We start from the raw sequence: 14,256 nt of genomic DNA, 5'->3' as shown, positions 1-14,256 counted from the left end.
GCGAAGGCCCTGCCAGCGCGGGAAAGGCAGACCCTGCCTTCCTGCGCTGGCAGGGCCTTCGCCGTTCCGGCGCGTCAGGTCACCCGACCGTCTGCACGGACTGGCGCACGCTGCCGGCGCCATGGACCTTGCTGGGGTCGCCCGCCATCACATTCACCGGCGTCTTGCCGCCGTCCACGTCGGTGTTCGAGATGTTGACGGTGGAGTGCTTGGAGTCGAAGCGGAAGGTGAAGGCCTTGAGGTTCTGCAAGGTCGAATCGGAGATGTCCACGTTCGCCGTGATCGGGTAGCCGCCGCGCGTGACCGCCAGCTGGCCGATGTTGTCGGCGTAGATGCCCTGGAGCTTCAGGTTCACGTCGCCGTTGATCTGGATCGCCTTGTCGTGGCTGTTCTGGAACGACGAGTTCGTGATCTCCACCTGGGCCGGGCCGCTCGGAAGGTCCTTCGCCGAGATGCCGGCGCGCTGGGCGTCGACCGCCTTGTTCTCCGCGCCGTCCACGGTGACGAAGTCGTCCCCGGTCTGCAGGCCGTGCACGTTGTCCAGCTTGGCATCGCCCAGCAGGTGGATGCCGTCCCCGCCCTTGAACTGCAGGTTCTTGATCGATGCGCCCGGCTCGAGGATGAACATCGGCAACTGCGTTTCGGCGGTGCCGCCGCCGTTCAGCCCGGCGCCGGCGTTGAACAGCTTGCCTTGCCCGTCGTAGGTCGTGCCCGCCTTCACGATGATGGGCTTGTTCACCTCTTCCACGCCCGTGGGCTCGGCGACCTTCATGTTCGCCGGCGGCTTGGTGACGGCTGAATTCGTTGACGGGGATGGGGCTGGCGTGGGGGCTGACGACGGCGCGGTCGCCGGTGCCTTGCCGCCCGAACCCACCTCCGTGGGGGGCGGCGGTGCAGGCGTCGGCGATGGCTTGGGCGCGTTCGTGATCGTGGACGGGTCGGGCGTGGGCGCCGCTGCCGTCGGCGCCGGGGCTTGCGTGGGCGCGGGCGCTGGCGTGGCTGCGCCGGGGGACGGTCCCGAAGAAGGCGCGGCGGCGGGCGAGGGCGAGGCAGACGGGGCCGGAGATGGCGCCGGCGAAGGGGACGGCGACCCGCCGCCGGAGCCGCCGGATGAACCGGACCCCTGCTGGCCGGTCAAGTCCTTGATCAGCTTTTCCAGGAACCCCTTGAGCAGGGACTCGATGGCTTTCTGCAGCGTCTGACTGTCGGTGCCCGAGGCGGAGGACGGGGAATTTCCGGACTGGACCTGGGCCTTGCGGTGGGTGTTCCAGGCACTGAAGGAAGAAAGAAGGTCGATGGGGCTCATGGGTGCTCGCGATCCCGGCGGAACGGGCCGTCGGTCAAAATGCCACGCAACATGCGTGGCTTCGCGAACACTGTGCGCCGCGCGCCTGCTTTGCAGGGCGGCCGCACGAAGCGGCGCCGCACCACCCGAAGCGCCGTGGGTGGGCGGTGATTGCCCCGCGGGCGGCTCGGTCCCTAGCGGGCGGCGAGCGTGCGGAACACGTCGCGCGCGATCGCCACGGTCTCGTCGATGTCCTGCGCGGTGTGCGCGCTGCTCACGAAGCCGGCTTCATACAGCGCCGGGGCGATGTACACGCCGCGGTCCAGCAAGCCATGGAACAGCGTGTTGAACCGCGCGCCGTCCGTCGCCATCACCGTGGGGTAGTTCTGCGGCAGCTCGGGCAGCAGGAAGAAGCCAAACATGCCGCCTTCGCTGTCGGCGCTGAACGGCACGCCTTCCGCCTGCGCGGCCTGCGCCAGGCCTTCGACCAGCGAGCGGGTGCGTGCGCCCAGGGCGTCATAGAAGCCCGGCCGGGCGATCTCGCGCAGCGTGGCCAGGCCGCAGGCCGTCGCCACGGGGTTGCCCGACAGCGTGCCGGCCTGGTACACGGGCCCGAGCGGCGCCAGGTGCTCCATGATCGCGCGCGGCCCGCCGAACGCCGCCAGCGGCATGCCGCCGCCGATCACCTTGCCCAGCACCGTGAGGTCGGGCTGGAAGCCGGGAATGCTCCGGGCGTACAGGCTTTGGGCGCTGCCCAGCGCGACGCGGAAACCGGTCATGACCTCATCGAACACCAGCAGTGCGCCGTACTGCGTGCACAGCTCGCGGCAGCGCTGCATGAACGGCACGCTGGCGCGCACGAAGTTCATGTTGCCGGCGATCGGCTCGATCATCAGGCAGGCCAGATCCCGGCCATGCAGGGCGAAGGCCTCCTCCAGTTGCGCGATGTCGTTGTATTCGAGCACCAGGGTGTGCTGCACCACCTCGGGCGGCACGCCCGCGCTCGTGGCGTGGCCGAAGGTGGCCAGGCCCGAGCCGGCCTTCACCAGCAGGGCATCGGCATGGCCGTGGTAGCAGCCGTTGAACTTGATGATCTTGCTGCGGCCCGTGGCGCCGCGTGCCAGGCGGATGGCGCTCATGCCGGCCTCGGTGCCCGAGCTGACGAGGCGGATCATCTCCATCGACGGCACGTGCGCGATGATGGCCTCGGCCAGCTCGACCTCGCGCTCGGTCGGGGCGCCGAAGCTGAAGCCCTCGACCGCCGCCTTCTGCACCGCCTCGAGCACGGCCGGGTGGCCGTGGCCCAGGATCATCGGCCCCCAGGAGCCGATGTAGTCGATGAACCGCTGGCCGTTGGCGTCCCAGAAGTAGGCGCCTTGCGCACGCTGCACGAAGCGCGGCGTGCCGCCCACGGCCTTGAAGGCCCGCACGGGCGAGTTGACGCCGCCGGGGATGAGCGCCTTGGCGCGTTCGAACAGGGAGAGGTTGAGGTCAGTGCTGGGTGTCATGGGGTGGCATCACGAAGCCGTCGATGGCGGTGGGGTCGGTGGGGGGCTCGCCGTCTTCGTCATCCTCGTCGTCGTCGGGCTGCGCCCAGAACATGCGGTCGGGGATGATGTGGCCCATGCCCGGGCGAAAGCCGGCGTCCAGGCAGCGGTCCAGGTAGGCGAGCGCCTCGCTCGTGGCCTCGCCCAGGTCGTTGCCGCTGGCGACCAGCGCCGTCAGGGCGGCCGAGAGCGTGTCGCCGGCACCGGCGAAGGTGGCCTCGAACAGTTCGAACTTGCCGCTGCCCAGCACCGTTTGCGGTGAGGCGAGCACGTTCTCCACGAACTGCTCGGGCGCGGGAATGCCGGTCACCAATACATAAGGCACGCCCAGTTCGGACGCGGCCATGGCCAGGTCGCGCGCGGAGGGCTTTTTCTCGCTGGTCCAGTCCGGCAGCAGCCAGCGCCAGAGGGTGCTGTGGTTTCCTACCAACAGCGAGACCTGGGGCAGCAGCAGTTCCTGAAAGGCGTCCAGGTACTGGTCGATGAGGTCGTCCCGCCACCAGGACAGGTTGGGCATGTAGGCGATCACGGGCACGTCGTCGTAGTCGGACGCGATGGACGCGATGGCGCTCAGGTTCTCGGGGCTGCCCGCGAAGCCCACCTTGATGGCCTGCACGGTGAGGTCTTCCAGCACGGTGCGGGCCTGCTCGGCCACCGCCTCGTCGTCGAAGGCGTAGTGGTCGAAGATCTCGGCCGTGTCGCGGATGTAGGCGCCCGTGGCCACCGCGATCGGGTGGCCGCCCACGGAGGCGATGGTGGCGATGTCCGCCGTCAGCCCGCCGGCCCCGCTCGGGTCGTTGGCGTTGAACACCATCACGCAGGCGGGGGTGGCGCCGTCGTCATCGGCTTCATCGGGGGATGGGGAGAGGTCTGGAGGGAGGGGGGAATCTGTGGTCATGGCGCCGCACCAGCGTAACGGTTGGCACGGAAACTGCCTTCCCGTTGAGATGCTTGGATACAATCGTTGCATTCTATGTGAAGGCCATTTAAGCTGTGACGGACCCTAAAACCTGGATGTGCTTGATTTGCGGTTGGATATATGACGAGGCAACAGGTTCTCCTGAGCACGGAATAGCGCCCAATACGCCGTGGGATCAAGTGCCCATGAATTGGACCTGTCCGGAGTGTGGCGCTCGCAAGGAAGACTTCGAAATGGTCCAGATCTGAGGCGCGGCTCCTGCCAGCGTTGTTATTTCCCCTTCAGGAGCGGTGACGAAATTGACTACAACAGGCGCATCCTTCAAGGTGCTCGTCGTGGATGACAGCAATACCATCCGCCGCAGCGCAGAAATCTTTCTCAAGCAGGGTGGCCACGAAGTGCTGCTCGCCGACGATGGCTTCGATGCCTTGGCCAAGGTCAACGACTACCAGCCCCAGTTGATCTTCTGCGACATCCTGATGCCCAAGCTGGACGGCTATCAGACCTGCGCCATCATCAAGCGCAACGCGCGCTTCGCCGACACGCCCGTCGTGATGCTCTCCTCCAAGGACGGCGTTTTCGACAAGGCGCGTGGACGCATGGTGGGGTGCCAGGAATATCTCACCAAACCATTTACCAAAGACCAGCTGCTGAAAGCAGTTCAGCAGTTCGGTAATGCCCAACAAGGAGCGATGTAATGCCTATCCAGAAAGTACTGGTCGTTGACGACTCGAAGACCGAGTTGATGTTTCTGACCGACTTGCTGCAAAAAAAGGGCATGCAGGTCCGCACCGCGGAAAATGCCGAAGAAGCCTTCCGCCGCCTCGCGGAAGAAAAGCCCGACCTGATCCTCATGGACGTCGTGATGCCGGGCCAGAACGGCTTTCAGCTCACGCGCGCCATCACCCGCGACCCCCAGTTCGCTGACGTGCCGATCATCATGTGCACCAGCAAGAACCAGGAAACCGACCGGGTGTGGGGCATGCGCCAGGGCGCTCGCGGCTACATCACCAAGCCGGTGGATCCTGCCGAGCTGCAAGCCAAGATCGACGCACTGAACTAAAAGCGCCCGGACCGTCCATGGCCAACCGTGAAGCGCTGAGAGAGCTCCAGACCCGCCTTGCAGCCCGCCTGCAGGCGGCGCGGGGCGAGGGTGTGTCTGTTTCGTCCTGGCTGGCCGTCGAGTCGGCGGGGCGCCGTTTCCTGCTGCCGCTGGGCCAGTCGGGAGAGATCTTTCCCTGGGCGGGCGTGCAAGCCGTGCCCTATACCCATGCTTGGTTCCTCGGGGTGGCCAACCTGCGCGGCTCGCTGATCGGCGTGGTCGATCTGGCAGGTCTGCTCGGTTTGCCGTCCCACCGCACTGAGCAGGCGCTGGCCGATGCCAGCCTGCTGGCTTTCAATGCGGTGCTCGATGTGAACGCCGCGCTGCTGGTCGATCGCCTGGCCGGCCTGCGCGGCACGGAAGCCTTCGTTTCCTCCGAGCCCCCCGCCGAAGACGCGCCCCCGTTCTACGGCACCACGTATCTGGATTCCCAGGGAGTCCAATGGCAGGAGCTCAACCTGCAAGCCCTGTCCCAACACCCCGCTTTCCTCAGCATCAGTGCTTGAGTTTTTCTGTAAGGCCGCACCATGTCCGTCGTCAACCCATTTGCAAAAATGTTCAACCGCAAGCCCGCCGAGCCGGATGCCAAGCCAGGGCTTTCGGGAGCGGATGCCGGACTGGATCCGTTGACGTCCGACGCGTCCTCGCTGCGTGACTCCTACCAGGCGGACGCCATGAACAGCGTGCAGGGTGACCCTTCTGCGATCTCGCAGTTCGCAGAGGGCGAAGTCGCCGACGAAGACCTGATCTCGCTGCCCCTGCTGGGCCGGGCCACGGCCGCCAGCCACCAGCGCCGCCTGCTGATGCTGCTGGCCATCGGCGTGATCGTGCTGGCGGCGATCGCCGGCTGGGTGCTGCAGCAGGCCGACCGTTCCGCACAGCAGCTGGCCGCGACCGGCCAGTCGCTGATGCAGTCGCAACGCCTGGCCAAATCCGTTTCGCAGGCGCTGGTGGGCAGCCCACAGGCCTTTCCGGACGTGATGGAAAGCTCGGGCTCGCTTGCACGCGACGTGCGCGCATTGAACAGCGGCGACAACGAACGCAACGTGCAGGCGCTGGGCGAGACGTTCAAGCCCGACCTGGAGGCCGTGACGCCGCTGATGGAGCGGGCCGAGCGCAACGCCAGCGTGGTGATGGGCCAGCAGAAGATCCTGACGCAGGTGGGCGACGCGCTTCGCACCATCAACCGCCAGTCGTCCGACCTGCTGGAAATCGCCGAAACGATCTCCTCGCTCAAGCTGCAGCAGAACGCCCCGGCCGCTGAAATCTCCGCCGCCGGCCAGCTGGTGATGCTGACCCAGCGCATCGGCAAGTCCGCCAACGAATTCCAGACCACCGAAGGCGTGAGCCCCGAGGCCGTGTTCCTGCTGGGCAAGGACTTGAACTCGTTCAAGGAAATCGCCCAGGGCATGCTGGACGGCAGCGCCGACCTGCGCCTGGCCGCCACCCGGGACGCGCAGACCCGCGAGCAGCTGGAAAGCCTGATCAAGCTCTACGAACAGACGCGTTCGCAAGCCAGCGCCATTCTGGGTAACCTGCAAGGCTTGGTGTCCGCCCGTGAAGCGCAGTCCGCCATCATTGCCGACAGCGAACCGCTGCGCCGCCAGCTGGAAGGCCTGCAGACCAAGCTGTCGTCCCAGACGGGCCTGGGTGCCGGCCAGTTCGCTGCGCTGGCCATCGCCGGCCTGTTCGTGCTGTTGTGCGGTATCGGCATCTCGCGCGTCCAGCTGATGGACAGCCGTTCGCGCCAGGCCTCTGCCGAATCGCAGCAAAAGGACGCCCGCCGCCAGGAGCAGGAAGCCAAGCGCGTGAACGACGCCAACCAGGCCGCCATTTTGCGTTTGATGAACGAACTGCAGTCGGTCGCCGAAGGCGATCTGACCCAGGAAGCCACCGTGACGGAAGACATCACCGGCGCCATCGCCGACTCGGTGAACTACACGGTGGAAGAGTTGCGCCAGCTGGTGGGCAGCGTGCAGAACACGGCCACCCGCGTGGCACAGACGACGTCCCAGGTGGACAGCACCTCGACCGAGCTGCTGGCCGCTTCGACCGAGCAACTGCGCGAAATTCGCGAAACCGGCCGCTCGGTGCTCGACATGGCGAGCCGAATCAACGAAGTGTCCACGCAGGCGCAGGAATCCGCCTCGGTGGCGCGCCAGTCGCTGCAAGCGGCCGATTCCGGCCTGCAAGCCGTGCAGAACGCCATCGGCGGTATGAATTCCATCCGCGACCAGATCCAGGACACCTCCAAGCGGATCAAGCGCCTGGGCGAATCGTCGCAGGAGATCGGCGAAATCACCGAGCTGATTTCCGACATTACCGAGCAGACGAACGTGCTGGCACTGAACGCCGCCATCCAGGCCGCATCGGCCGGTGAAGCCGGTCGCGGCTTCTCGGTGGTGGCGGAAGAAGTGCAGCGGCTGGCCGAGCGCTCCGCCGATGCCACGCGCCAGATCTCGGCGCTGGTGAAGGCCATTCAGACCGACACGCAGGATGCCGTGGCCGCCATGGAGCGTTCCACGCAGGGTGTGGTGGAAGGGGCCCGACTGTCCGACAGCGCCGGTACGGCCCTGACCGAGATCGATCGCGTGTCGCGCCGCCTGGCCGACCTGATCGAGCAGATTTCGTCCTCCACGTCCCGCGAAGCCGAACTGGCCAACGAAGTGGCCGACAACATCCAGCACATTTTTGCGGTGACGGAACAGACCGGCGAGGGCACCCGCACGACGGCCCAGCAGGTGCGCGAACTGTCGCACATGGCTGAAGAGCTGCGCCAGTCGGTTGCACGTTTCAAGATCGCCTGACGCGCGGACCCATCAACGAACTGGCTCGCGGAGCCGGGGACGAATCCATGTCATCTACTGACGCCGCAAACGCACCCGCCGCAGACTGGACCCAGGGTGAGCAGGACCTGGGTCCTCTTGCTTGGGTGCTCGATGAGTTGCGCAAGTCCCTCGACGGCGCCGTCAAGGCCATGCGCCGCTTCGTGCGCGACGCCGAGCTGGCACGCGAATCCGATCTGGCGTCGCTCGACGCCGGCACGTTGCGCATCGCGCGGCAGCAACTGCACCAGGCCAGCGGGGCGCTGGAGATGGTGGGCATGGGCCCGCCCGCGCTCGTGCTGCGTGCCATGGAGGCAGCGGTGCAGAAGTTCGTGCACCGGCCCGAGTTGTGCAGCGACGAAGCCGCCGGCGTGATCGAGCGCGCGAGCTTCGCGCTGGTCGAATACCTGGAAAGCGTGCTGGCGGGCAAATCCGTCTCGCCGGTGGCGCTGTTTCCCCAATACCGCGATGCCCAGGCGCTGGCGGGTGCGGAACGTGTGCACCCGGCCGACCTGTGGCCGGTGGAGAGGCGCTTTCGCGAGCCCGACTTCGCCGTGTCCGTGCCGCCGCTCGACTACGGCCCCGAGGCGCGTGCGCGGCTCGACTCGGCCGTGCTGCGCATCGTCAAGACGGGCGACCTGACCGCGGCAAGCGATCTGCGCGACATCTGCCTGGCCTTCGTGGCATCGCAGTCGGACCGCCAGTCGCGCGCGTTCTGGAAGATCTGCGCGGGCTTCTTCGAGGCGCTCTCCAAGGGCCGCCTCAACCCCGATCTGTACGTGAAGCGAGTGGCTTCCCGCGTGCTCATGCAATATGCCACCCTGGCCAAGGGCGATCCGACCATTGCGGACCGGCTGGTGCAGGACCTGCTCTTTTTCTGCTCCCAGGCGCGGCCGCTGGCGGCCAACGAACCCGCGGGCGATGGATCGGCCCTGCAGGCCGTGCGCCAGGCGTTCGGCCTGGACCGGTTCAAGGCCGTCGATTACGAAACCCCCCGGTTCGGGCTGTTCGATCCGGCGCTGCTGGCCCAGGCGCGCAAGCGCATGTCGGCCGCCACCGAAACCTGGTCGGCCCTCGCAGGCGGTGACCGCAACAAGCTCAAGCCGGCCACCGACCAGTTCAGCCTGGTGTGCGATTCGCTGTCCAAGCTGCACCCGGGCAGCGACAGCCTCGCCAAGGCACTGACCCGCGCCGTGGAGGTGACCACCCGCTCCGGAGAGCCTCCGTCGCCAGCCCTCGCCATGGAAGTGGCGACGGCCGTGCTGTACCTGCAGGCCACGTTCGAAGAGCTGGACTCGGCACACGAATACATGGCGGACCGCGCCGCGCGGCTGGCGGAGCGGCTGGACAACGTGACCGCGGGCGGCGAATCGGCCCCACTCGAGCCCTGGATGGAAGAGCTGTACCGCCGCGTCAGCGACCACCAGACGATGGGCAGCGTGGTGGACGAGCTCCGGTCCACGCTCGGCGAAGCCGAAAAGGCCCTGGACCAGTATTTCCGCAGCCCGGACGACCTGTCCACGCTGGCGCCCGTGCCGGGCCGCTTGGCGCAGATGCGCGGTGTGCTGTCGGTGCTGGGCCTCGACCAGGCATCGCTGGCGGTGCTGCGCATGCGCGACACCGTCGAGCGTCTGCTGATTGGCCAGGTTCCCGAATCCGAGCGCCAGCAGGTGTTCGAGAAGCTGGGCAGCAGCCTGGGGGCCCTGGGCTTCCTGATCGACATGCTGAGCTACCAGCGCACCATGGCCCGCAAGCTGTTCGTCTATGACGAAGAGCTGGGCGAGTTGCGCATTCTCATGGGCCGCACCCGTGGCCGTGCCACCGATGCGCCCGAGGAACTGATCGCCAAGGTCGAAGAGCGCGGCCCCGTGGTCGCGCCCGAAATCGTTCCCCGCGTGGAGCCTGCACCCAAGGTGGTGCAGGAGTCGCTGGGCGAACTGGCCCCGACGCTGGAAGAAGTGCTGGAATTGCCTTCCTCCGCAGCGGCGCTGGCCGAGGCCCCGCCGGCCGCGATCGAACCCGTGGAGAGCCTTCCTCCCGCGCCTGCGGCGCCCGCACCGGCCCCCGTGGCGGCTGCCGATGCCACGCAGGACGATGAGGAAGACGAGCTGCTCGACATCTTCCTGGAAGAAGCGCGCGAAGTGGTGGCCAACGGACTGGCCGCGGTCGACGCCCTGAAGGCCAAGCCGGCCGACCTGAGCGAACAGACCACGCTGCGACGCGCGTTCCACACGCTCAAGGGCAGCTCGCGCATGGTCGGCCTGGATGCCTTCGGTGAAGCGGCCTGGTCGATGGAGCAGGTGCTCAACGCCTGGCTGGCAGAGCAAAAGCCCATGCCCCCGGCGTTGCTGCAATTGTCGGGCGAGGCCTTGCGGGCCTTCGGTGCCTGGGCGGACGACATTGCCGCGGGCGATGCCTCGGCCTGGCAACCCCGGGCGTTCAACGCATCGGCCGAAGCCATGCGCGACACCGGCACCTTCCTGCCGCTGGCCGTGCCCTCGGCCGGTGGCGTCGTGGCCGAAACGCCGGCCGAGCCGGTGCCGACCGTGGCCGAGGACCTGCCGGAGCCCTTGCCCGAGATCGATCTGCCTGCCGAAACGCCGGAGGTGCAAGCCACCCCCGCTGCTGCCGAGACCATCGAAGCCGCCGAGGCCGTCGAACCCGCGACGGCATCCGTGCCGGCCCATGAGTTCGACCTGATCCTCGAAGACGAGCCGCCGATGCTCGACTTCGCAGACACCGAAATGCCGGAGCTGGCCGGTGCCGAACCAGCGCCGCAAGAGCCTGCGCAAGCCGCAGCGCCCGAAATGGCCGAAGACATCGACTTTTCGGTGTTCGCCGAGGCCCTGGCGGAAGAATTGCCCCCGGTCGCCGAGACCCCTGCGCAGGAGCCGGTGCAGGACGTGCCGCTGCCTTCGCTCGACGACGTGCTGGTGGACGCGGCAGAACCTGCGGCGCTGTCCGAGCTGTCGCAGGCCGAGTTGGCCGATCTGGCGCTGGACCTGCCCGAAGACCTGGCGGCCGAGGCCTTGCCCGAGCTGGCCGCGGATGACTCTCTGCTGGACGTGCCCGAACTGGAGTCCGACGCGGCAGGTGCGTTGCCGGATACCGCCGCCCACCAGGACGATCTCGCAACCGAGCCAGAACCACAGCCCGAGCCCGAAATGGCCTCCGTGCGGGACATGGTCGAGGTCGTGGAAGCCATGGAGGATGGGGTCGATGAGGTCCCGGCCGAACCGGCCGAACCGGCCGAACCGGTCGCCGATGCCGATACCGATGCCGACGCCGAAGCGGCCGCGCAGGACGAGGCGGTGAAGGTCATCGAGACTTTGCGCATCGGCATCCCGCTGTACAACGTGTACCTCAACGAGGCCGACGAATGGTCGCGCCGCTTGGCCACCTGCCTGCAGGAATGGGCTTTGGAACTGCACGAACCGCTGCCCGACACGGCCGTGGCCCTGGCGCACTCGCTGGCCGGTAGCTCGGCCACCGTCGGCTTCCATGCCCTGTCGGAAATGGCGCGCGCCCTGGAGCATGCGCTCCAGCACGTGCAGTTGCGCGGGGAAGGCACGGCCGACCAGGCCCGCGTGTTCCTGGCGGCGGCCGACGACATCCGCCGCCTGCTGCACCAGTTCGCCGCAGGTTTCCTGAAAGAGCCGAACCAGCAGGTGCTGGCCGAGCTGCGCGAGATCTTGCAGACCGAGGTCGGCAGCGGCCTGGCCGCGCTGGAAAGCGAGAGCGAGGCCCTGGCCGACGAGCCTGCGCAGGCCTTGCAGGAACTGCCCCCGGCCGAAGCACTGCCTGCCGAACCCGTGCAGGTGCCGGCGGTCGAGGAGACCGCCGAGGCCGACGCGCCGAGCGAAGAGGCTTTGCCGGAACCGGTGCAAGAGGCCCAGACGGATTCCGCAGAGGCCCCGTTCGAGCCCGAAGACGTGCCTGCGCCGGTGGCCCGCGGCTACGTGGCGCCTGCGTTGTCGGTCGTGGTGTCCAACCCGTACGACGACGAGGTGGACGCGGCCATCGCCCATGCGGTGGCGCAGTCGTCCGATATCGACGACGACATCGACGCGCTGGACGTCATCGACCCGGACCTGTTCCCCATCTTCGAGGAAGAGGCGATCGAATTGCTGCCGGTGCTGGGCGCCGCGCTGCGGCAGTGGGCCGCCCGGCCCGAGAACCTGGGCGCCCGCAGCGAACTGCTGCGCGCCCTGCACACCCTCAAGGGCAGCTCGCGGCTGGCCGGTGCCATGCGTTTGGGCGAGATGGCCCACCGCCTGGAGTCGGCCGTCGAGCAGATCGACGTCGAAGATCCCAAGGCGGAGCTGATCGAGCCCCTGCTGGCCAGCTTCGACGGCCTGCAGGCCAGCTTCGATGCGCTGCGCAAGATCGGCTCGCAAGGCTTGGTCGAGCCCGTGGCCGTGGCGCCCGTGCCCGCCTCCGAGCGGCAGGACTTGTCGTCGTCGTCGGCAGAGGCCCCCGAGGCACCGGTGCTGCAGAAGCTGCCCGCGGTGCGCCTGCCGGCGGCCTCGCAGCTCACGGCCGTGCGGCCCGTGTCGAGCCAGTCGGTGCGCGTGCGTGCCCAGTTGCTCGACCGGCTGGTCAACCAAGCGGGCGAGGTGATGATCGCCCGTTCGCGCCTGGATGTGCGCCTGGGGCAGATGAAGGGTTCGCTGGCCGATCTGTCGGGCAACCTGGATCGCCTGCGCCAGCAGCTTCGCGACATCGAGGTGCAGGCGGAATCGCAGATGCAGTCGCGCCTGGCGCTGTCCAAGGATTCGGCCGCAGGCTTCGATCCGCTGGAGTTCGACCGCTTCACACGGGTGCAGGAACTGACGCGCATGATGGCCGAGTCGGTGAACGACGTGGCCACGGTGCAGCGCAACCTGCAGCGCTCCATGGAAGGCGCGGAAGACGATCTGATCGCGCAGGGCCGCCAGGCCCGCGAACTGCAGCGCGACCTGCTGCGCACCCGCATGGTGGAGTTCGAAGGCATTTCCGAGCGCCTGTACGCCGTGGTGCGCCAGGCGTCCAAGGAGACCGGCAAGCAGATCAAGCTGGACATCTCCGGCGGCTCCATCGAGATGGACCGGGGCGTGCTGGACCGCATGACGCCCGCCTTCGAACACCTGCTGCGCAATTGCGTGGCTCACGGCATCGAGGCCCCCGAGGTCCGGACGGCCGCGGGCAAGCCGGCGTCGGGCACCATCACGTTGGACCTGCACCAGGAAGGCAACGACGTCTCGGTCGAGTTCCGCGACGACGGCGCGGGCCTGAACATCGACCGCATCCGGGCCAAGGCCGTGGACCAGGGCCTGATCCCCGCGGACGCCGAGCTGAGCACGGCCGATGCCGCCAACCTGATTTTCACGCCGGGCTTTTCGACGGCGAACGAGATCACCGGCCTGTCCGGGCGGGGCATCGGCATGGACGTCGTTCGGGCCGAAGTCAACGCCCTGGGCGGCCGCATCGAGACCCACACCACGGCGGGGCAGGGCACTTCCTTCCGCATGGTGCTGCCGCTCACCACGGCCGTGACGCAGGTGGTGATGCTGCGCGCGGGCGACCTGACCATCGGCGTGCCGGCCAACCTGGTGGAGATCGTGCGCCGCACGACCGCCAGCGAGCTGGACGCCGCCTACCAGCATGGCGCGTTCGAAGACGGCGTGGAGGCCTTGCCCTTCTTCTGGGCGGGTGCCTTGCTGCAGTCTTCGCAGCGCAGCAGCGAGACCTCGGGCAAGACCCGTCCGGTGGTGGTGCTGCGCAGCGCGTCGCAGCGCATCGCGGTGCACGTGGACGAAGTGCTGGGCAACCAGGAAGTCGTGGTGAAGAACCTCGGGCCTCAGCTGTCGCGGCTGCCGGGTCTGGCGGGCATGTCGGTGCTGGCCTCCGGTGCCGTCGTGCTGATCTACAACCCGGTGGCGTTGTCCACGGTGTACGGCGACCAGGTGCGGGCCCAGCTGGCAGCGCTGTCGGCGCCGGCCGGCGGTGCCGAAGCGCAAGGCGGCGGCGATGGCGAGCGCAAGGCGGTGGTGCCGGCCCTGTCGGCGGCCAGCCAGGTGCCCCTGGTGCTGGTGGTGGACGATTCGATCACGGTGCGCCGCGTCACGCAGCGCCTGCTGCAGCGCGAAGGCTACCGCGTCGTGCTGGCGGCCGATGGCCTGCAGGCCCTGGAGCGGCTGCAGGAAGAGCGCCCGACCGTCGTGCTGTCCGACATCGAAATGCCGCGCATGGATGGCTTCGATTTGGCGCGAAACATCCGTGCCGATGCGGTGCTGCGCGATCTGCCGATCATCATGATCACCTCGCGCATCGCGCAAAAGCACCGCGAGCATGCGGCCGAACTGGGGGTGAACCACTACCTGGGCAAGCCGTATTCGGACGAGGAGCTGCTGAGCCTGGTGCAGCACTACGCGCGGGCAGCCGCCGAAGCGGCCGTGGCCTGAGCCACCCTGCTGCCACCGCCATGAGGGCCGCTTTCGAGCGGCCCTTTTTCTTTTCATCCAGGGGGCTGACCGCACCATGTCCTGACGGCTGTCGGCATGGTTGCGCGCTGTCCCGCCAAGGCCATCGCGCCGCCA

Annotated in this window: 9 protein-coding genes; 6 read left to right on the top strand and 3 right to left on the bottom strand. The window is 67.9% G+C overall.

The features are described 5' to 3' along the window. Nucleotides 1-79: 79 nt before the first annotated feature. The 3 genes from AVMA1855_RS17210 to thiD form a co-directional block, all read right to left on the bottom strand. Entirely contained in the window at nt 80-1,306 is a 1,227-nt protein-coding gene (locus AVMA1855_RS17210) for a pectate lyase (protein ID WP_284426642.1), read from the bottom strand. 173 nt (nt 1,307-1,479) lie between these two features. Then, nucleotides 1,480-2,793, bottom strand: a complete 1,314-nt coding sequence (hemL, locus tag AVMA1855_RS17205; RefSeq protein WP_272567360.1) for a glutamate-1-semialdehyde 2,1-aminomutase — start codon at nt 2,791-2,793, stop codon at nt 1,480-1,482. After that, nucleotides 2,777-3,730 (bottom strand): bifunctional hydroxymethylpyrimidine kinase/phosphomethylpyrimidine kinase, encoded by a 954-nt coding sequence (gene thiD, locus AVMA1855_RS17200; protein ID WP_284426641.1) that lies wholly within the window; start codon nt 3,728-3,730, stop codon nt 2,777-2,779. The genes hemL and thiD overlap by 17 nt, the downstream gene beginning before the upstream one ends. 95 nt (nt 3,731-3,825) lie before the next feature. On the opposite strand from thiD, the gene AVMA1855_RS17195 reads away from it, so the two are divergent. From AVMA1855_RS17195 to AVMA1855_RS17170, 6 genes are read left to right on the top strand one after another with little or no spacing between them, the layout of a single operon-like run. After that, complete coding sequence (locus tag AVMA1855_RS17195) at nt 3,826-3,999, top strand: rubredoxin (protein WP_272567365.1); 174 nt, start codon at nt 3,826-3,828, stop codon at nt 3,997-3,999. A gap of 51 nt (nt 4,000-4,050) precedes the next feature. Next, nucleotides 4,051-4,449 carry a response regulator gene (locus AVMA1855_RS17190; RefSeq protein WP_092741676.1) on the top strand — a complete coding sequence of 133 codons (399 nt, stop codon included), beginning with the start codon at nt 4,051-4,053 and terminating at the stop codon, nt 4,447-4,449. After that, entirely contained in the window at nt 4,449-4,814 is a 366-nt protein-coding gene (locus AVMA1855_RS17185) for a response regulator (protein ID WP_092741674.1), read from the top strand. Before AVMA1855_RS17190 ends, AVMA1855_RS17185 begins: the two co-directional genes overlap by 1 nt. A gap of 17 nt (nt 4,815-4,831) precedes the next feature. Next, the gene (locus AVMA1855_RS17180) at nt 4,832-5,359 is read left to right on the top strand and encodes a chemotaxis protein CheW (protein WP_284426640.1); all 528 of its coding nucleotides are present in this window, start codon (nt 4,832-4,834) and stop codon (nt 5,357-5,359) included. A gap of 21 nt (nt 5,360-5,380) precedes the next feature. Continuing rightward, nucleotides 5,381-7,660 (top strand): methyl-accepting chemotaxis protein, encoded by a 2,280-nt coding sequence (locus AVMA1855_RS17175; protein ID WP_284426639.1) that lies wholly within the window; start codon nt 5,381-5,383, stop codon nt 7,658-7,660. 47 nt (nt 7,661-7,707) lie between these two features. After that, on the top strand, nt 7,708-14,121 hold the full coding sequence (locus AVMA1855_RS17170) for a hybrid sensor histidine kinase/response regulator (RefSeq protein ID WP_284426638.1): 6,414 nt from the start codon (nt 7,708-7,710) through the stop codon (nt 14,119-14,121). Nucleotides 14,122-14,256 lie beyond the last annotated feature (135 nt).

It is taken from the genome of Acidovorax sp. SUPP1855, from assembly GCF_030158955.1.
Lineage (GTDB): Bacteria > Pseudomonadota > Gammaproteobacteria > Burkholderiales > Burkholderiaceae_C > Paracidovorax.
The sequence above is the reverse complement of the archived record's forward strand: the minus strand, read 5'-3'. Positions and strand labels throughout refer to the sequence as shown.